Below are 18,377 nucleotides of genomic sequence, written 5' to 3'. Positions count from 1 at the left end.
GCATTTTTATAAATTTTGGAGGTATATATGGATTATTCACTTATGACCCGTCTTGTGGCGGAAATGATCGGTACAGCTTTATTAATCATTCTTGGGAATGGTGCTGTAGCAAACGTAGATTTAAAAGGAACAAAAGGTTATGGAAGTGACTGGATGTTGATCGCTGTAGGTTATGGCTGTGGTGTAATGATGCCAGCAATGATTTTTGGTGGTATCAGTGGAAATCATATTAACCCAGCGTTCACAATTGCTCTTGCCTCAAATGGTTTATTCCCATGGGCTGAAGTATTACCTTATATTGCTGCTCAATTGATTGGTGCCGCAATTGGACAATTGATCGTTGTAGCTTGCTACAAACCTTATTATGATCAAACAGACGATGTAAACCATGTATTAGGTACTTTCTCAACAATCAACAGTGTTGGTTCTAAATTCAATGGTTTTGTTAATGAATTCTTTGGATCATTTGTTTTATTCTTTGGTGCACTAGGAATTACTAAAGCACCTTTCTTCCAAGACAATCTTGGTACAGCACACTTAGCTCTTGGTTTCTTAGTATGGACGTTAGTTGCTTCTCTCGGCGGACCTACTGGACCTGGTTTGAACCCAGCACGTGACTTCGCACCACGTTTAGTCCACGCATTGTTACCATTAAAACATAAAGGTTCATCACAATGGGGTTATGCATGGGTACCTGTTGTTGCACCGATTTGTGCTGGTATCGTTGCTGTCTTCTTATACAAATTCTTATTTATGGCTTAATTTATCAAAAAAACTTGGAATCACTTCGATTCCAAGTTTTTTTATTTGGAGAAAAAATTGATTTCTGTCCTCTTTTAACCTATGTCATACTATGCAAAGAACGCAAAATAAATTGCAGACTTTACTATTTATTTTATAAATGGAGGAACTCCTATGCCTTACGAAACAGAGCTTCAACGACATCTTGATATATTTGCTCTTTCTTTATCATTAAAGAAAAATAATAGATGGTCTCCGGAAGATGATAAAGTGAATTACCCACTTTTATTTTCTATTTATATTAAAATGATCCAACAAGATGAACAAGAATTTTTTGTACGTAAGCAAGACAAATTAAAAATGATTCAGTCACTCAACCGAAGCAAGGATTTCTATTCTTTTACTCGTCACACACAACTTTTTCATACTTTAAAGCGGATGATTTCAAATGATCCTCGAGATTTTATTCTTTTGCCCTTATCTTATAGTATAAAGAAAAATAAAAAAAGTGGTCATGTTTCCGGAGCACTCATCTACAAAGAAACGAAAAACTATAGAATTATTCTAGTGGATAAAAGGAAGCACCTGTCAAACTCATCTGTAAATATGGTTAAAATTCCTTCGGAGAAAATGGCTCCCCTTTGTAAAGAATTGTTTGCACAGAGAGATCATCCTAAACTCGAAACTTGTTATGATATTCTGTACAGAATTATTGACCATTCCTCTTCCAACAGCTTTTCGTCACTAGACTATACGATGCATGAACAAAAAGAAGGAAATTGTGTGGTCAAAGAAATAGAAGCTACTGCAAAAACTGCGCTCTTACATTGCCGCCATGACCTTCTTGCTTCACAAGGTAAAAAAAAATTAAAATGGAGTGATGTTCCCGAGTCCACTTTGGAGATGCAAAAACGTTTTTTAACTGTGATCAAATCAAAATACATAAAATCTCCTCTTCCTGATTATTTCTTTGAAATTTACAAATTGAGAAAACGAGCGAATGATGAACATTCGCCTTTAACAACGACAGAAAAAAAAAGAATACATGAAATATACAAAAAAATATTTGCCGATCATCCAGAAATTCAAGAAATCTTCAAAGAAACGCCTTCTAGTAACCTTTCAAAAGTAGAGAAACCAATACAGTTAAACAAAGCAATTATAGCAGATCCGAAAATGGGTAAGTATCCAAAAGCTGGCAATACCAAAAATATGATCAATATTTTTGAAAAAATAACTGACGAAAAAAATAGGATAGCTAACGGACTAAGAACCGAAAAAAGGACGCCAAAAGATGAGTTCATTCGCTAAAGGGGATAATGTGAATCAATAATCCGATTGTGCTCAACAAGAAAAAATAAACGAGTGCCTAGCTCCGCAATAAATAGTTAGACCGTGACCGTTCTAACCCTATTTTCAAAAAATGATATTACTCGTTGACAATGGAATAAAAAGCCATGACAACCCTTCTAATAAGAAATGGTCGTCATGGCTTTTGCAAACTCTTCGTACAAATGTTCATTGCGGTAGCGATTAAACTCTGGGTCGTGTTTTCGTAATAGCGTGCGTAACTTCATGGGATGATAACTATCGATCAAGTGATTTTTTCGTACAAACTCCCTCGTCAATTGCCATTCATAATAATAGCCAAAAGGACGGCAACTATAGCGGGTACCATGAATGATTTTATCTTCAAAACGACGATGGGTATGTCCAAAAACAACCTGTTTGATATTATCGTATTGATCTAATAGTTGTCCAAAAGAAGCTGAACCTAAAAAAGCATTTAAGTTGTTCCAGCGTTCGTATGGAGCGTTTTGATAGACAATAAAGTCTTTTTTAGGAACAAAATGTGTCGCTAAAATAACGTCCAGTTTTTTTGCTTCTAACTGGTCTAGTAACTTTTTCATTGCTATCAGAACTCGAGCGTTGACTTCAATGTCACTTCCCTCTCGTTTAATAAAACGATCATACCAGTAAAGGTTCTTCATGCGCAGAATTTGTTTATTTTCTTTTAACTCTGAGAATTGATAATCATACCAACCATTCATCCCAAGTAGGACTGTCTGCTCATTCAACGCCAGATATCGTTCATTTAAAAAGTGAGAATCCGGGAAATGATTCATCATTTCTTCTCCCTCAACATCTGCCAATTCATGGTTCCCAAAGTTGAACGTTGTAGGAATTCCTTTTTTGGCAAAAAATTCAACAACTGCTTGGCAAAGATCGACTTTATTCGCCACATCTCCTGCTAAGTGAAGCCGTGTGATCCCTTTGTCTGTGAGAACCTTCCACAAAATCAGCCATTCTTGTTCACTAAACTGATTGATATCTACATGTAAATCGCTGATAATTGCCAAGTTTCCCATACGCTTACCTTCTGTCTCCTATTTTCTACTCGTGATGTATGATTTGAAGATTACCTTTTAGTAATCCACTGGGGCCTTTTAACTGTAAACTCTTATAAGTCGGTTCAACTGCAATTGTCGTCGGATCATCTAGATACATCAATGCACTTTTTTTGATGTAGATTGGTCCAACAGCTGTTTCTACTTTGACAGAGTATAAACTCAAATCTTTTGTTGTCTCTTTCTTTACGAGAATCAAACGAAAGGATGTATCAATCTGACAAGTTACTCGACTGTCGGCAAAAGGACCATCTCCGTCTTCAATATCAAGTAATAACTGTTCATCTTCATTTTGTTGTGCTAATAATTTTTCTTTTGCTTCATCTGTTAGTAATAATTCCATTCTTATCACCTCAAACTTAGCTTAATGATTTTACAACTCAGATGCAACTAACTTGTTTATGCTACACCTTTATCAACTTCTACCTGCTTGCCATTCTTGTCGTGTCAATCCTCGCAAGACAACTGAAACGATTTTTCCTTTGAAACGCCTTGCATCAGGGATGATTCCTTCTTTTTTCATCCCAAGTTTTTCCATTACACGCCCCGACTTAGGGTTTTCTGCATCGTGATAAGCAAAGATTCGGACCAAGTTTAACTCTTCAAATCCTAATTTTATCAATGCTTGACTCGCTTCTGGAACAAATCCTCTTCCCCAATAGTTCTTATTCAGTGCATATCCGATCTCTGCGTTATCTTCATTTTCTTGTACTCTTAAATCAATTGTCCCGATGAATTGTTGATTTTCTTTTAATTCAATACCGTACTTCCCTAAAGGTGCTGACATAAAATAATTAGCGATGCTGTTTTTCGTATCTTCAACGGATTGATGTGTTGGAAATACAAACCGTGTCGTTTCTTCATCATGAGCATAGTCATACATGTCTTTTGCGTCATTTAATGTAACGGGGCGTAAAATCAAGCGCTCTGTTTCAATACGTTGATGTTGCGCAAAAACCAAATTTCGATTGATCAATTGTTTCATCGCTATCCTCACCTTTTGCTTTTTCGTTTTCTTAACTGTAGCGAAATTTGTTATAACTTTCAACTACTTCCGTCGAAAGAATTCTTAAACCTGCCTAAAATAAAGGACTGGAAAGTTCAAAATAAAAAATCCTTAATCATTGCTTGAAAAAGAATAATTTTTTGTTCACGTTTTATTAACATCTTTTCGTTATCGTTGAAATAACCAATAAATACAATGGATATCGGAGGAGTTCCTATGAGAGAATATACGAAAAAAATCTATTTTATTGAAGAAACCCAAAATATTGAAGGATCTTATATTGAAGTAAAAACCTTATTTGTCAACGAGGATAAAGAACAAGCCCTCACGACATTTAAACAATTATCAAAAAAACTAATGCCTTCTTTTGGCTTAGTACTCGGTGAGTATAAAATCAAAGCCGGAAAAAGTTATTTTTCCCAATTGTTAAAACGGTGGGCACATTTACCGGCTGAATTTTATCGTACGATGACAATTTTAAATTACCAAACATTAGCTGAAACAAAAGGATAAAAATTTAAGTTTTATTTATGTTTCGTTTAGTATCCTTATCAACACCATAGGAGGCGAACGAGATGATAAAAAAATTTTTCACACGATTATTTACCCAGCATCAACCTAGAATTAATCCTTATGAAGTCGAAAATGAATTTATGTTGAAGACAGACTTCCCTAAATGCTACTAATAGCTTGCTTTATAACCAAAAGAGAGACTGACAGATTATTTTCTGACAGTCTCATTTTTTCTCCTATTTAAATCTTCTAAATATATATCTATATACAAATCCATAACCATTAATCTTCCTTAAAAAAAAATGTACTTTTATTAAACAAGCTTATGTTCTAGAAAAGTATTTCTCTTGCTTTACAACATATGATTGTAACGAAGGCTCAGTTCTTTGTTGTCTAGGTAAGGTAAGAATATCTCCCATTTTTTTTAATTGAGGTATAGAAGGTGGCATTTGTTCATTGTTGATTCCTACAATACGAGAATCTTTTTTAAATTCTTCAACAATTTTATTCCGTTTATAAAGCCTCCAATTTCTTTTATAAATATTGTTATATCTTCTTTTTAAAACTATGTATTTTATTTTTTTATATATATTATTTTTTCTTTGACTTCGTATTTTTTCTAATTTCATCATCTTCTGTTGTAATTTTACATTTTTTGGATGATTTTTTCGCTTCAGATAATAATTGTTAAAAATATAGTCAAAAGACTTATTTTGTTCATGTTTATTAGTTTTCAAAGCCTTAAGAAATCGTTTTCTCATCTCTAAAGTTGAATTAGGGCAAGAGTTCCATTTAGGTCTCAATGTTGGTTTAGAATGAGAATATGACAGAATACTTTTTTGACAGTTAAAAAGAGCTACTTTAAGTGTAGATTCTACCTCGTTAACAACGCAGTTTCCAACATTTTGAGGTGACATATCAACGTTAAGCCTAGAAATACACTTTTTTGTTGATATGTGAACTAATTTCTTTAATTCTTCGAAAGGTTGTATCGTTGATAGAGCAAACTTATTACTTAAATAAAGTACATGATTAAGCTGATCTATTCTTTCAGCATAGATGGTTACAAGTCCAACAGGAAATTGATGATTAAATAGTTTCGCTTTATCAACCATTACTACGTCATAACAATTTCCCTGTTTATATATTATTAATCCAGAACAATGTCCTTTACCAGAATAAAGAGGATAGGCAAGTGGTACAATCAAAAATGACGTAGGATCATTTGTTTTAAGACTTTCCAGTATTTGTAACGATGCAGTAGTACTTGGTGCATTACAAAAATCTAGTGTTTTTGTTAATGACGAAAGAATGTGTTCTTTCCTATTTTCATCAATAAAGAACCCATCAGTATCCTGTTCAATCATTTTTTTGTAGGTAGAAAGTAGCATCACTTCGTCCTCTGTGCCAGTATCACCGTCTCTCTTGTGCTCTTTGACAGCATCTTCCATTCTATAGTATAAGTTGGTATTATGTTTTAACCCTAAGGTCAGGGCTAAAAGCTCATAACGACGTTGATAATCATCCATATAATTCAATTCCTTTCATATGTAGAGATTAAGATGAATAATTTAAAAAACTTTATTCGATTCATTAGTGGGAGTTGCTAACAAATATAGCATAGTTGAAGATATAATATTCATTGATTTTTTCCTCAAGAAAGAAATAGTTGTTCTAAGCTTACATAAATATGAGCACATCCCGTTATGACTATAAAAAAGATTACTCCACCATCTATAGAATCTAATATTTTTTTATATATAAAGAAAATGAGACCGATAACAATCGTCCCATCTCGTTTTTACTTTATTTCAAGGCTTGAGCAACATCTTCAATCATTAATTTCATGGATTCTAAGCCTCCACCACTTAGATACCAAACGTCTGGCTGTAGCGAAATCACTTTATGATGTTTACCTGCATCCGTTTGTGCAATCAACTCATTCGCAGCGACATTATCCTTACTGTCATCGCCACCGATCGCTTTCGTACGATCTACCACAAAAAGAATACCAGGATTTTTGTCTAATACATATTCATAAGAGACGCTTTGTCCATGAGTAGAAGCTTCAATATGTTCATCTGCTTGTTTAAAACCAAAGACATCATGAACAAGTCCGAAGCGTGATCCTGAACCATAGGCGGATAATTGTCCTTCATTGACTAACGTCACTAACGCAGTTTGATCAAGATTACTTGTTTTTTCTTTTATCTCATTGATTTTTTTAGTTAAATCGGTAAGTCCTGCCTCGGCTTGATCTTCTCGATCAAAAATCTTTCCTAAGGTTTGAACATTTTGTTGTATCGATTCCCATGGCTTGCTTGAATCAACAGCTAAATATAAAGTAGGCGCAATTTTGTTTAATTCCTCTTGATAATCGCTTTGTCTCCCTGAGATAATGATCAAATCAGGTTGCATTTGGTTGATTTTTTCTAAATCAGGTTCTTTAAGTCCGCCTGCGGAATCCACTTCGTTATATTTTGCCAAATAGTCTGGTAAATTCTTCGTGGCCGCACCAACGACTTTATCCCCCACTCCTAATGCATCCAAAGTATCTAAAGAACCATTATCAAAGACGACGACTTTTTGAGGTTTTTGTTTAACTTCAATTTTCTCACCATTACTGTCTTTTACGGTCAAAGAAGATTGAACTTCTCCGCCACTGGTTTTCGTATTTGTCGTAGTATTTCCCGCATTGCTACCACATGCTGCTAACGCTACTGTTGCTACTAATAAAAAACTGACAACTAATTTTTTCATTCCGATTCTCCTTCTGCTATTTTAAAAATAAAGACAGAATCTGCGTCCTTCAATCTCGCAAACTCGAATGTCCATTTCATATAATTCATCTAAGATGTTCTTTTGGATAATTTCATTGGTGGCTCCTTGAATAAACAGTTCCCCATTTTTCATGGCAATGATCTCATCCGCATAGCTTGCTGCAAAATTGATATCATGAAGCACAATAATGATCGTTTTCCCTAAATCTCGAACTAAGTGTTGTAAAATTTGCATGATCTGAACAGCAAAATTCATATCCAAATTATTTAACGGTTCATCAAGTAAGATATAATCGGTATCTTGGGCTAACACCATCGCTATATAAGCTCGTTGTAATTGCCCACCCGAAAGCGTATGGATCATCTGGTTTTTTAAGGAGGTTAAACCTAAGTGCTGCAAAGATTCCGCCACGATTTGTTGATCCTTTGTAGTTAGCTTGCCTTTTGTATAAGGAAAGCGCCCAAATTCTACCAATTCTTCCACTGTGATTTGCATACTGATGCCATTTGATTGGCGTAAAATGGCTAATTTTTGAGCTAATTCTTTTGATCGCCAGGCTTTCACTTCATTATGATCAAGATAGATTTCCCCAGTATCTTTCGCAATCAAACGACTAATCATGGATAAAACCGTTGATTTACCAGCACCATTGGGACCAATAAAAGCCGTTAATCTTTGTTCATGGATTAATACATCGACGTCTTTGACTACCCGTTTGTCATGGTAACTTTTATTGACCTTTTTTAAATCGATCATCCAATTGTCTTCCTTTCTCGAATCAATTTGATCATAAAGTACAGTCCTCCTGAAAATTCTACGATGACACTGACAGTGGTATTCCATTTAAAAATTTGTTCAACCAGCAGTTGTCCCCCCACCAAAAACAGTAACGCAACCAAAAAACTACCTAAAAACAACTCTCGATGCCGATAAGTCGCAAATAATCGATAACTAACATTCGCTACAATAAAACCTAAAAAAGTTAATGGTCCTACTAATGCCGTTGCTGTTCCTGTTAAAAGACTGACACAACACAGGATTAAAAATTGAAATCGCTCTGTATCGATTCCTAAATTGATTGCCTGCTCTTGCCCTAGATGAAAAACATCTAAATAACGACTTTTATAAAACAAAAAGAGCCATGTACCACTAATCAATATAGTTGCTGGTACTAGATAATGACTAGGGATGTTCCCAAAACTAGCAAATAATTTTCCTTGTAATAAATCATATTCGTTTGGGTCCATCACCACTTGTAGAAATGTACTCACACTACTGAACAAAGTCCCTAAGATGACACCAGTCATCAAAAGCAAAAACAAGTTCGTTTGTCCTTTCTTTAGTAAAAAGAAAAAGAGTAATTGACTCAAGCCAACCATTAACGCAATATTTGTCAAAAAAAAGCCAGTCCCTGTTTGCTGAAGCATGGTCACACCCCCAACGACAAAGAAAAGGACCGTTTGAACTAAGACATAGAGAGAATCTAGTCCTAATGCTGAGGGTGTCAGAAACTGATTTTGGGTAATTGTCTGAAAACTGATCGTGGCACTACTGGTGGCTAACGCAACAAGTAAAAAAGCAACGATTTTTTTACTCCGTAAGGCCCAAGCAAATTGCCAATTTCCATAAGTGTTGATCGTTAAATAGCTCATAATCACTAAGAGGACAAGAAGCAACAGTCCAATGAATACGCCCCTTTTTTTAAGCATATTTTTTCCTCCTAACCAACAGATAGAGAAAAATAATTGCCCCGAAGATCCCCACGATCACACTTACTGGGATTTCGTAAGGGTAGATCACCAAGCGAGCAACGATATCACAAAAAAGTAAGAAAACACTTCCCAACAATGCAGTAATACCAATTGTTTTATGTACTTGATCTCCATATAAACGGGCTGTGATATTTGGAATGATTACCCCTAAAAATGGAATACTTCCCACCATGATCAAAACAATCGCACTAGCCAAAGAAACGAGACCGATCCCTAGTAACTGCATTTTTTTATAGTCAATCCCTAAATTGACCGCAAATGACTCCCCCAATCCAACAATCGTAAATCGATAAGCAAAGAAAGAAATAACGATTAATAATGGAACGGTTACATAAAGCAATTCATAATTTCCACGTATAATCGTGGCAAAATTCCCCTGTAACCAAGAAGACATATTTTGGATCAATTGAAATTGATAAGCAAAAAAAGTGGCAATGGAGCCGATGATATTACCTAACATGACACCAATCAATGGTAACATCAGTTGATTCTTTTGAGGTAACGTTTGTGCCAAAAAAAGAAATAAAAGTGTCCCACCAAAAGCAAACAAAAAAGCGGTAAATGAACGTAAAAGCAACGGTGCATTTGGTAAAAAAAGCATCACCACTAAAATACCCAATCTTGCACTATCCATCGTTCCAGCTGTGGTAGGCGAAACAAATTTATTTTGCGTCAAATGTTGCATGATCAAGCCACAAATACTGCTAGTTGCTCCTGCAAGGATCAGGCAAACCGTTCGTGGCAGACGAGTGGCAAGAAACAATTGCGTGCTTTGTCCTTTGAATTGAAGCAAATCAATTACTTGAATCGTTGAGACACCAATAAATAATGAGCTGATAGTCAGTAAACCTAACAACCCTATGAGCCAACCGTAGCGCATCAAACCCCTCCTGTAATTGATAATGATTCTCATTCTTATTCTAAGTGAACAGATGAACAAAAGCAACCGCTTTTTTTCCTTTCAAACTTCAATTGTTTGTATGTTATACTTTTATTAGCTATACAATGAAAAGGAGGATATTTTGATGTCAAAAGATGATGTACAAAGCCACTTAGATAAGGGGATGTATGGTACACCATTAGTTAATCCGGAGGAACAACATAAATATATGGGGACATTCCGTGAACGTTGCTATTTAAGTATGACTGTAGCTGAGATGAAAGATCCTATAAACAAAGAAAACTTTCTCAAAGAAATCGAAAAACAACCCGATGTTACGGTTCTTCTGAATGGCTCGCTACCTTTAACGATCCAGAATCAATATATCCAACTTGCTACCAAACAAAATGTACGCTTTACGATCGTTAATGATTATGTATCTGATGATCCCAATAGCTTTGGTTTATTAGTCGCTGCTAAAGAAGCAGTCAACGAGCCAGTCATTGATGTAGAAAAGAAATATCCCAAACAAGAGTCTCTTTCTCCAAAAGAACAGCCGAAGAAAAAAAGTTTTTGGGAACGACTATTTTAAGCTTATGCTGACTGTCATATTTCCCATAAAAGGCATGATACTCAAAACAATCTCTAAAAAAGAGAAGATACTAAAATTGACAAGCAATTTAAGTATCTTCTCTTTTTTTGGCGTTGAACACTATTTTCAATCTACAACATACCTCATTCAGTAAAAAATCTTTCACCTATGTTATCCCATAGCTAATTTCTTTTGATCTTCATAACTATTCAATCAATTTTAAGGGGCATTAACTAAATTCCATTCAACGTGCCCCGTATAATTTCCGGGTTGCGCTACCTTTGCATCAGTGATTTTGAGCGAGACATTTCCTAAATCATAATTATAGACAGAGGTATGAATTGCTTGAGTAGCTTTCATTATAACGGTTGGGCTATCCGTTTTTATTTCTGGTGAAATAGTACCTTGGACTTCACTACCACAATCAACCAAGTCCGTACTAGGATTAAATGGCGCATTTCCATCATTGATATTTTTCTTCACGATACCTTGGTTAGTTAGGACGATCGAGCTTGTTGGAATCTCCTGAGCGCTATCCCAAACAAGTTGCGCTTGTAGTGACCAACTATTATTAGTTTGACTCTCATCACATACACCGACATCAAAAGAAGTTTGTTTAATAAATGGAATATATTGCTCTCCTGATTCTTTTAATGGTGTTTCAAGAAAGCTAAATTTCTTAGGGATATAAGAAAGTCCAAATGAACTTGTTGTTCCCGGTCTCATATTGTCTGAAGGAGATGGCATTTCTGGTAATGGTGACCAGATGGCTTGATAAGTCGTATTGAGTAAGTCTGTCACCTGATTTCCACTGCCCCCTTCTTTTATGTTCCAGCCGATAAAAATGCTATTTGGTTTCTCAGCGACTAGAGTAGCTTTGAATTGATCAAGTGTTGCCATTTGTAGTTTAGGATCGGTAGGAGAAACCGCAACAGATTGGAAATAGTGTTTTGTTATACTATTATCTTCAAACGTCCCCCCGTTGGCATCAAAAGTAGGACCAGCGATTATCCGATTATTTGAAAGATAATTATAATTCAATAGTTTATTATCTTTGGCAATAACTAATAGTGGAGTCTTGTTGTCTGTAGTAAAGATATTAGTAGTATCAGTGACATTCGTCAGATCAAATTGTCTTAAATCTAATAAGTTTAACTCATTCATGCCAAGAAACATGCTGTTCATAATCTTTACTTTTTCGGTTTGAAAAGAGCTCAAATCTAATTTTTTTACACTAGATAAATAAGAAAACATATGATCCATATTTACTACTTGACGAACATCCCAATTTGCTAGTTCTAATTCTTGTAATTTTCGATCTGCATTGAACATATAATTCATATCTATAATATGGGAAGTATCCCAACCACTCAGATTTGCTTTAGTTAAAAGGGGATCATTAGCAAACATCGCTCCTGTGTTTGTCACTGTACTAACATCCAATCCCGTCAAATCTACTTCCTTTAAATTCGACCAAAATTGAAAAGCATATCTTAAATCTGTCGTTTGAATTGGTACTTTATTCCCCGAAGCAATTTTAAAACTGGTAATCGATTTATAATTAGGGAAAACTGCAGTGTTGATATTGTTCAAAATAGTCGGCTTTCCATTGATTACTGTAGGCACAACGATTTCTTGGCTCTTTCCAATGTATTTCGTTAAAAGATAACGATCCTTTTGTGGCGTCAACTGATATTGCCATTCCGATACAGTACCGGTTGCTGCTGTAACAGAGGAAGTTATTTGATCTACAGGCGATGTCGCTACATAACTTCCCTCAATAGAATGTTCATTCATTAGGTCTTTTAAAATGACACTGTTTGCTAGTTGTTCTTGCAATTGATTCTGCAATGAAACTGGCCAATGACTTAAATCTAAATTTTTTAATGCGTGACAATTAGTGACGAATCCTTTGACACTTTTAATCATGGTTGTCTTCCAATTGTTGATTCCCTCAATTTTTGTTAACTGTGGACAATCATTAAACATATCACTCAAATCTTCTGGCATTTCATTTTCTAAGATTGTCACTTGTGTTAAATTCGGACAATTCATAAACATACCTGATAGATTAGTCGCATCAAGTTTGTTGATCTTTACAGATTGTAATTGCGCACAGTTTTTAAACATTTCACTTGTATTAGTCACTTGACTAAAATCAGTCTGCCCAAAATCAACATTTCTAAGTGTTTGATTTCTAAAAAATACTTGTGACAAGTTGACACTATTTCCCTGATCACTAGCAATACAAGGGGCGAAAGGAAGATCAGCAGATACCGTCAAAGAATGCACTTCATTTTTGTTGATATCTCTCAAAAATTGTGGAGATAAGATTAGTTTTTTTATATTTGGTTGAATAGCATCTAAAAATGAAGAATTAATCACGATGGCTGGGACTTGGGTATTGTCTGACAATCCTGACAGCGTTAGTTCTGAATCATTCAATAGATAGTTGATGTGTTGATAGACTCCCTGATGAATTCCTCCCGTTGGCGATTCTACTACTTGCTTCAAGTCGTTGTTTTCAACGGCAGTCGCTGTTTGCTCTGTTTGGCTATCTGCAAAGCCTGATTGTCCATAATAAACCATATTTCCTAACAAAATCATCATGATCGAAACATATTTTATTTTTCTCAAATCAGTCAGCTCCTCTTCACTTATAATTGTTTCGCCACAACGAAAAAGTAACCAATACCTAATAAGATGAAACAAATTGAAGTAATAAGAATTAGTGTATTAAGATAAAGAATCGTTTTATTTTCTTCTCCTATAATCACTCTTTTATAATTCATTAAAAATAGGTAAATGGCTAAGCCCATGAAGAGAATACCCGTTGAAATAATAAAAATCGGTATCGTATACATAATTGTTCACTCCTTCCAATCAAATAAATATAAGACTTATACTTATTTGATTCCTCCTTTGAAAGTATGTTATTTCTGTTCATAAAGTAAATCATTCATACTCCTATTTTTTCTAAAAATGGATATAAACGAAAAATAGAATGAGTACTCATTAATTTTTCTTATATCTTATAATGAGATAACTGATGCCAGCTACATTGACTAAAAAGAGAATGATCCAACTAATTTGGAGCCATTGAGGAACAACAACGTGATAAAGCGACTGTTCATTGATATCATTAGCCGTTGTTGGATTGATCGTAAATTCTTTGCTAAATAACCATTCCTTGCCACCTGCCTTAACTGAACCAGTAAAAACATATGTCCCTGCTTTTAGTTCATCCTTTTTCCAATCAAATTGAAAAGGATAGACTGAATAAGGTGCAATATTTACATTTGTTTTTTGTTGCTCTTTGATGACTTTATCTGTATTTTTTTCAAGAATTTTACCTGCAACAGTTGCTTGATCAAATATATAAGGGTTAGGATTTAAAATATCTGCTTGAATGATTTTTCTTCCATTTGATAAAATCGGAGCGACTTTTTCTAAAGTAACAGAAATAGGTTGATTCATTTTGGTTTTTGCATTGTTGGTTAAAACTACTCCTAATGTGTAGTTATACGTATTTTCGATTGATACTTCTTTTTTCTGGTCTTTTGGTGTTTTTTCAGCTTTCTCAGAAACCACGATTCCTCCGACGACCACACCGGGAAATTTTTCTTTGGGTAATGTAACCGTAAGAGAGGTCTTTACTTCACTCTTTGCTGGTACTTTGACTTCTGACTGTGTCGCTTTGACGATCGAAGTCAATGGTAATTTCAAGTCTTTGTTGTCTTTTATCGTACCTGTATAATCTAACAAACCATTCGCATTGGTATTTGCGTTTGTAACTTTAAGCGTTAATCGTTTCTCCTGATTTGAACTATTGATCAATTTAACACCCAATTGATCTTGTGTACCTGGTTGCTCACATAGATAAAAATAGCCTAAATTAGTATCAATTTGATGTATATTGGGAATACGTTCGATCGTATAGCCTCCCATTATTTCTTCTGCTTGAACATCCAACGTACCAATAAACATAAACATAAGAAATAAGATGATTGATTGCACTTTTTTTAACAATACCGTTCTTCCTTCCTTTTTTTGATTATCAGCAGCTCTTTGATCAAAAGCTTGGTCTGCCAATAATCAAAAAAAGGAAAAGAGTAAGTCCTTTCCCTTCTTAAGGTAATTATGGAGCAACCGATAGATTCCATTCGACATGTCCTGTATGTGTCCCTGCTGGCGTAGTTTTTGTATTTGCTATTTTAAGAGACACTTGTCCTAATCCATAATCATAGGTGTCATTATGCACAAATCCCTGTGTTCCTGACATCAATAAAACTTGAGCATCTGATGTAATCTCAACATTTGGCACAGCAGTAACTGAACCAGCTGGAGCGTCTACTAACTGACCATTTCCAGTATTGACCTTCGCATTAGTTCCAGTATGGGCAGTTTGAATCGACATTCCTTTTTCTCCATTATCCCAAACAACTTGTGCTTTTAAAGACCATCCCATAGTTTCCCGAGTTTTGTCTTTGACCCCGACATCAAATGTGCCAGAATTTTGTGGCATGGTCACAGGGATCGTCTGAGAGCCAGTTTCCAATAATTTTGTTGACGGGATTGTAAAAGTACCTGGTTCATAAGCAATCCCAAAGGCAACCGTAGGATTATTTGATTTATTCCCTGGATCAGATGAGCTGGCAGGATCTTTCGTATTACTTGGTGGCGTTGGATTAGTCCCACCATTTGTTGGTAATTCTAGTGGCGCACTGATCGGTGTTTCAGCTGTTGCTGGACTCGGGGTCGTAGTTGTGCTTGCTGCGTATACCCTTGGATTATTAATTAATAAAAAAGAAGCCAACAAGCCAGTGCTGATTAAAAAAGTACTTTTTTTCATTTATTTCACTCACTTTCTTTTTTCACACATTGGGTATTTTTATACTGTCCTGATTGAACAAAAAAAGCGTATCATTAAACTAGATTCAGTTTTTTTTGTTTTTTTTTTGATTTCACACTTATTCTTAAAAAAATTAAAAAATAAATCACTAAGAAAAACAGATGACACTAACTTTTTACATATGACTTTTAAAAATAAATCGTGTACTTAGCAACCCGATGCATAAAAAAACCCATAAAATCCGAAAATAACACCCTTATTTTCTGGATTCTATAGGTTATTTTTTAGCTAGTGAGTTTTGCCATAATGTGATTAATTTTGAGTCAGGATATTAAGTTCAGGATACAATAAATTCAATACATCTAAAGTCAATCTTCTCCCTTTACCTGCAAATGGGTACACGTGCATATGCATTGCTGGATTAAAGTTAGCTTCGATAATCCCATAAGCAGTAGCGCTGTTTTCCGGTGCTACCTCTTTGTCCGGAATAATCAAATCGATTCCACTAATTTTTGCGCCTAAAGCTTCAACTGCAGAAACAGCTATCTGCTTATAACTTTCAGAAAATTCGTCTGTGACATCAATCGAATCGCCACCTGTACTAATATTAGAATTTTCTCGTAGATAAACAACCTGATCTTTCTGGGGAACAGAAGAAACGGTAAGCCCTTGTTCTTTTAACATCAGTTGCTCTAATTCTCCTAATTGAATTAGCTCTAAAGGTGCTCGATGATTTGTGCCTCTTAAAGGATCAAGATTCTTTTCAGCGACCAATTCAGCAACTGTACGTTGTCCATCTCCAACGACATTAGCAGGTTTACGAAGCATGATTGCTTTGACTTTGCCATCAATCACAAAGAAGCGATATTCCGTGCCTGGCATAAATTCTTCTACTAAAATTGAACGATCTTTGCTAAAGGCAATCGCAAGTCCTGCTTGATAGTCCTCTAAATCAGCACCATCTTTAAAAATCGTGATGCCTAGTCCATAGTTCGTTGATTTAGGTTTAATGACAAATGCTTTGTTTGCGAATCTTGGATAGGCTTTGACTGCTTCCTCCATTGTCGTAAACTCGGCTCCGTTTGGCACACGATAGCCGGCTTCTCTCAAGACTTTTTTAGTGACCGTTTTATTTTCCATGATCAAGGGAACGATATAGCTATCTTTACTTGTCATATTTGCATTTTTCACGTACTCAATATGATCGTGATGCTGTAACCGCAAAAATTGATCAGATTCGTCAATCACTTTCACTTCAATACCTTTTTGGATCGCATCAAATAACAAGATTTGCGTAGACAACTCCATCTCTCTAAATCCTGCGAGTTGATACGGACGTTCATGCGCTTTTTGATAGTAAGAAAGACCCAAAGAGGTAGCAAACTGATGTTGACTACTTTCTTTTGCTGCTTGATAGATTGTTCCTGCTAGTGTTTCACTTGGACGTTCCAGTTCTTCTAACATTTTTTCAATCAATGGTAGTGCCTCTAGTTGCTCAAGTTCGAGCGCCATTTTCTTCATATCAGTTAAAAGATAACGGCCTTCCTCGATAAACTCGGTTTGATTTAGAGGATGTTCAAGAGAGACGATTTCATTTTTTCTAGTTCCTTCTTCTACCCATTGATCAGCTGCTTCTTTTTCTTCCGTCCATAACATATAAGTTAAAAATAACTGTAAGAAACGAACTTGTTCTTGATCAATTCCTAAACGTGCATTGGGATTTAAATCGATATTTCTTAATTCGATATAACGCACACCCGTTTTAGCTAAATCTGCTACCCGTTTACCACCACGAAAACGAAGTGGCGTATAAAATTCTTTTTCTTCTGATAGTTTTCCTTCTTCAACCATCTTTTCAATGTCGAACAAATATTGCTCCATTGAAGCATACGAAACTTTGACATTTGGATGATTCGTATAACCATACGAACTATTCCGAATACTTCGAACTGGCTCATTAGGAGCTGGTTTATCAATGAAATAGTTTGCTTCACTTAATGGTGATGCCCCATAAAAATAGGTAATCAACCACCGATAGCGCAGAAAATTGCGCGCAGTTTTCAAATATAGCTCTGTTTTAAAAGCAGCAAACTCCGAAAACTCTGTTTGTTGCACAAACAACGATCGAAGCAAATCATCTCCAAATTCAAAATTAAAATGGATGCCACTAACCATTTGCTTTCTTTTACCATATTCTTTAGCTAAATAGCGGCGATATAACACATCTTCAAAATTTGCTAATTTTGCAATCATGATGTCTTCATCTTTTGCTGGCAATGCTGGTGGCATACTTAAAGGCCAGATCATTTCATTTTCAGGAATTGAGCGAGCAGCAACATCATAAATGGCTGACATATATTGGAAAAGCTCATGGATCGAATCGGTGACTGGTGTAATTAATTCAATTTGTGTTTCACTAAAGTCTGTCTGTATATATGGATGAAACGTACGATCGCCAAAAACACTTGGATGATCAGTACGTGTTAGATCTCCTGTAAGGTTCACTCGCTGTCCTTCTCGTTCCACACCAAAACGTGCTTGATCGATAAATGGACGTGAACTAGGATGTTTTAGTAATTGTTTAAAATTCATGTTGATTATCCTCCAGTTCGTATGCCTCTAATTATAGTAAAAAATAGCCAGAAAAAGAATGAAATTGTTTCAAAATATAAAAAAAGCCTATCCAATTTTATGTACGCTTACTTCGTCGGTTGGGTTGGTTCACTCCCATACCTTACTAATACCATCATTATATGTAGAATTACCGTTACCTTTCTATAAGAAAAAGCATCTAGCTAAAAAGATTCAATTTTTTAGCTAAATGCTCTTCTT

17 protein-coding genes are annotated in these 18,377 nt (G+C 35.3%); 4 read left to right on the top strand and 13 right to left on the bottom strand.

The genetic code is table 11. The features are described 5' to 3' along the window. Positions 1–27: 27 nt before the first annotated feature. Together IGJ27_RS00670 and IGJ27_RS00665 are read left to right on the top strand one after the other, a co-directional pair. On the top strand, positions 28–762 hold the full coding sequence (locus tag IGJ27_RS00670) for an MIP/aquaporin family protein (RefSeq protein ID WP_010720393.1): 735 nt from the start codon (positions 28–30) through the stop codon (positions 760–762). A 153-nt stretch (positions 763–915) separates the two neighbouring features. Then, entirely contained in the window at positions 916–2,052 is a 1,137-nt protein-coding gene (locus IGJ27_RS00665; protein ID WP_051641763.1) for a hypothetical protein, read from the top strand. Between the two features lie 158 nt (positions 2,053–2,210). Here the strand turns inward: IGJ27_RS00665 and IGJ27_RS00660 are convergent, their stop codons facing one another. The 3 genes from IGJ27_RS00660 to IGJ27_RS00650 form a co-directional block, all read right to left on the bottom strand. Next, positions 2,211–3,110: a metallophosphoesterase gene (locus tag IGJ27_RS00660; RefSeq protein WP_178306263.1), complete on the bottom strand. Its 900-nt coding sequence runs from the start codon at positions 3,108–3,110 to the stop codon at positions 2,211–2,213. Between the two features lie 25 nt (positions 3,111–3,135). Next, entirely contained in the window at positions 3,136–3,492 is a 357-nt protein-coding gene (locus tag IGJ27_RS00655) for an iron-sulfur cluster biosynthesis family protein (protein ID WP_010736822.1), read from the bottom strand. A gap of 72 nt (positions 3,493–3,564) precedes the next feature. After that, complete coding sequence (locus IGJ27_RS00650) at positions 3,565–4,134, bottom strand: GNAT family N-acetyltransferase (RefSeq protein ID WP_178306264.1); 570 nt, start codon at positions 4,132–4,134, stop codon at positions 3,565–3,567. Between the two features lie 237 nt (positions 4,135–4,371). On the opposite strand from IGJ27_RS00650, the gene IGJ27_RS00645 reads away from it, so the two are divergent. Continuing rightward, a complete protein-coding gene (locus tag IGJ27_RS00645; protein WP_010720399.1) occupies positions 4,372–4,668 on the top strand; it encodes a hypothetical protein in 297 nt (98 codons plus the stop codon). A 323-nt stretch (positions 4,669–4,991) separates the two neighbouring features. On the opposite strand, the gene IGJ27_RS00640 is transcribed toward IGJ27_RS00645, so the two are convergent. From IGJ27_RS00640 to IGJ27_RS00620, 5 genes are all read right to left on the bottom strand, one after another. Then, positions 4,992–6,197 carry a hypothetical protein gene (locus IGJ27_RS00640; RefSeq protein ID WP_178306265.1) on the bottom strand — a complete coding sequence of 402 codons (1,206 nt, stop codon included), beginning with the start codon at positions 6,195–6,197 and terminating at the stop codon, positions 4,992–4,994. A 277-nt stretch (positions 6,198–6,474) separates the two neighbouring features. Continuing rightward, entirely contained in the window at positions 6,475–7,428 is a 954-nt protein-coding gene (locus tag IGJ27_RS00635; RefSeq protein ID WP_178306266.1) for a siderophore ABC transporter substrate-binding protein, read from the bottom strand. Between the two features lie 21 nt (positions 7,429–7,449). Further along, on the bottom strand, positions 7,450–8,205 hold the full coding sequence (locus IGJ27_RS00630; RefSeq protein WP_178306267.1) for an iron ABC transporter ATP-binding protein: 756 nt from the start codon (positions 8,203–8,205) through the stop codon (positions 7,450–7,452). Next, complete coding sequence (locus IGJ27_RS00625; RefSeq protein WP_178306268.1) at positions 8,202–9,158, bottom strand: iron chelate uptake ABC transporter family permease subunit; 957 nt, start codon at positions 9,156–9,158, stop codon at positions 8,202–8,204. Before IGJ27_RS00625 ends, IGJ27_RS00630 begins: the two co-directional genes overlap by 4 nt. Further along, positions 9,151–10,101, bottom strand: coding sequence for an ABC transporter permease (locus IGJ27_RS00620; RefSeq protein ID WP_010736816.1), 951 nt, complete (start codon positions 10,099–10,101; stop codon positions 9,151–9,153). The genes IGJ27_RS00625 and IGJ27_RS00620 overlap by 8 nt, the downstream gene beginning before the upstream one ends. A 145-nt stretch (positions 10,102–10,246) precedes the next feature. Here IGJ27_RS00620 and IGJ27_RS00615 point away from each other — a divergent pair, with 145 nt between their 5' ends. After that, a complete protein-coding gene (locus tag IGJ27_RS00615; RefSeq protein WP_010720405.1) occupies positions 10,247–10,693 on the top strand; it encodes a YueI family protein in 447 nt (148 codons plus the stop codon). Positions 10,694–10,912: 219 nt separating this feature from the next. Here IGJ27_RS00615 and IGJ27_RS00610 read toward each other — a convergent pair whose 3' ends face one another. The 5 genes from IGJ27_RS00610 to gshAB all read right to left on the bottom strand — a co-directional run bounded on the left by IGJ27_RS00610 (position 10,913) and on the right by gshAB (position 18,137). Next, positions 10,913–13,330, bottom strand: coding sequence for a BspA family leucine-rich repeat surface protein (locus tag IGJ27_RS00610; protein WP_178306269.1), 2,418 nt, complete (start codon positions 13,328–13,330; stop codon positions 10,913–10,915). A 20-nt stretch (positions 13,331–13,350) separates the two neighbouring features. Beyond that, positions 13,351–13,557: a hypothetical protein gene (locus tag IGJ27_RS00605; RefSeq protein ID WP_034698647.1), complete on the bottom strand. Its 207-nt coding sequence runs from the start codon at positions 13,555–13,557 to the stop codon at positions 13,351–13,353. 151 nt (positions 13,558–13,708) lie between these two features. Next, on the bottom strand, positions 13,709–14,722 hold the full coding sequence (locus IGJ27_RS00600) for a DUF3324 domain-containing protein (protein ID WP_178306270.1): 1,014 nt from the start codon (positions 14,720–14,722) through the stop codon (positions 13,709–13,711). Positions 14,723–14,831: 109 nt separating this feature from the next. Further along, entirely contained in the window at positions 14,832–15,545 is a 714-nt protein-coding gene (locus tag IGJ27_RS00595) for a hypothetical protein (protein WP_010720409.1), read from the bottom strand. 312 nt (positions 15,546–15,857) lie between these two features. Further along, positions 15,858–18,137, bottom strand: a complete 2,280-nt coding sequence (gene gshAB, locus IGJ27_RS00590) for a bifunctional glutamate--cysteine ligase GshA/glutathione synthetase GshB (protein ID WP_178306271.1) — start codon at positions 18,135–18,137, stop codon at positions 15,858–15,860. Positions 18,138–18,377: the final 240 nt, after the last annotated feature.

It is taken from the genome of Enterococcus sp. DIV1726a (genome assembly GCF_051710985.1).
Classification (GTDB): Bacteria; Bacillota; Bacilli; order Lactobacillales; family Enterococcaceae; genus Enterococcus_B; species Enterococcus_B hirae.
This window is presented reverse-complemented; position numbering and strand designations above follow the sequence as displayed.

Coding starts and splice junctions, on each gene's coding strand:
- IGJ27_RS00670 (WP_010720393.1), top strand. CDS start 28: ATGGATTATTCACTTATGACCCGTCTTGTGGCGGAAATGATCGGTACA.
- IGJ27_RS00665 (WP_051641763.1), top strand. CDS start 916: ATGCCTTACGAAACAGAGCTTCAACGACATCTTGATATATTTGCTCTT.
- IGJ27_RS00660 (WP_178306263.1), bottom strand. CDS start 3,110: ATGGGAAACTTGGCAATTATCAGCGATTTACATGTAGATATCAATCAG.
- IGJ27_RS00655 (WP_010736822.1), bottom strand. CDS start 3,492: ATGGAATTATTACTAACAGATGAAGCAAAAGAAAAATTATTAGCACAA.
- IGJ27_RS00650 (WP_178306264.1), bottom strand. CDS start 4,134: ATGAAACAATTGATCAATCGAAATTTGGTTTTTGCGCAACATCAACGT.
- IGJ27_RS00645 (WP_010720399.1), top strand. CDS start 4,372: ATGAGAGAATATACGAAAAAAATCTATTTTATTGAAGAAACCCAAAAT.
- IGJ27_RS00640 (WP_178306265.1), bottom strand. CDS start 6,197: ATGGATGATTATCAACGTCGTTATGAGCTTTTAGCCCTGACCTTAGGG.
- IGJ27_RS00635 (WP_178306266.1), bottom strand. CDS start 7,428: ATGAAAAAATTAGTTGTCAGTTTTTTATTAGTAGCAACAGTAGCGTTA.
- IGJ27_RS00630 (WP_178306267.1), bottom strand. CDS start 8,205: ATGATCGATTTAAAAAAGGTCAATAAAAGTTACCATGACAAACGGGTA.
- IGJ27_RS00625 (WP_178306268.1), bottom strand. CDS start 9,158: ATGCTTAAAAAAAGGGGCGTATTCATTGGACTGTTGCTTCTTGTCCTC.
- IGJ27_RS00620 (WP_010736816.1), bottom strand. CDS start 10,101: ATGCGCTACGGTTGGCTCATAGGGTTGTTAGGTTTACTGACTATCAGC.
- IGJ27_RS00615 (WP_010720405.1), top strand. CDS start 10,247: ATGTCAAAAGATGATGTACAAAGCCACTTAGATAAGGGGATGTATGGT.
- IGJ27_RS00605 (WP_034698647.1), bottom strand. CDS start 13,557: ATGTATACGATACCGATTTTTATTATTTCAACGGGTATTCTCTTCATG.
- IGJ27_RS00595 (WP_010720409.1), bottom strand. CDS start 15,545: ATGAAAAAAAGTACTTTTTTAATCAGCACTGGCTTGTTGGCTTCTTTT.
- gshAB (WP_178306271.1), bottom strand. CDS start 18,137: ATGAATTTTAAACAATTACTAAAACATCCTAGTTCACGTCCATTTATC.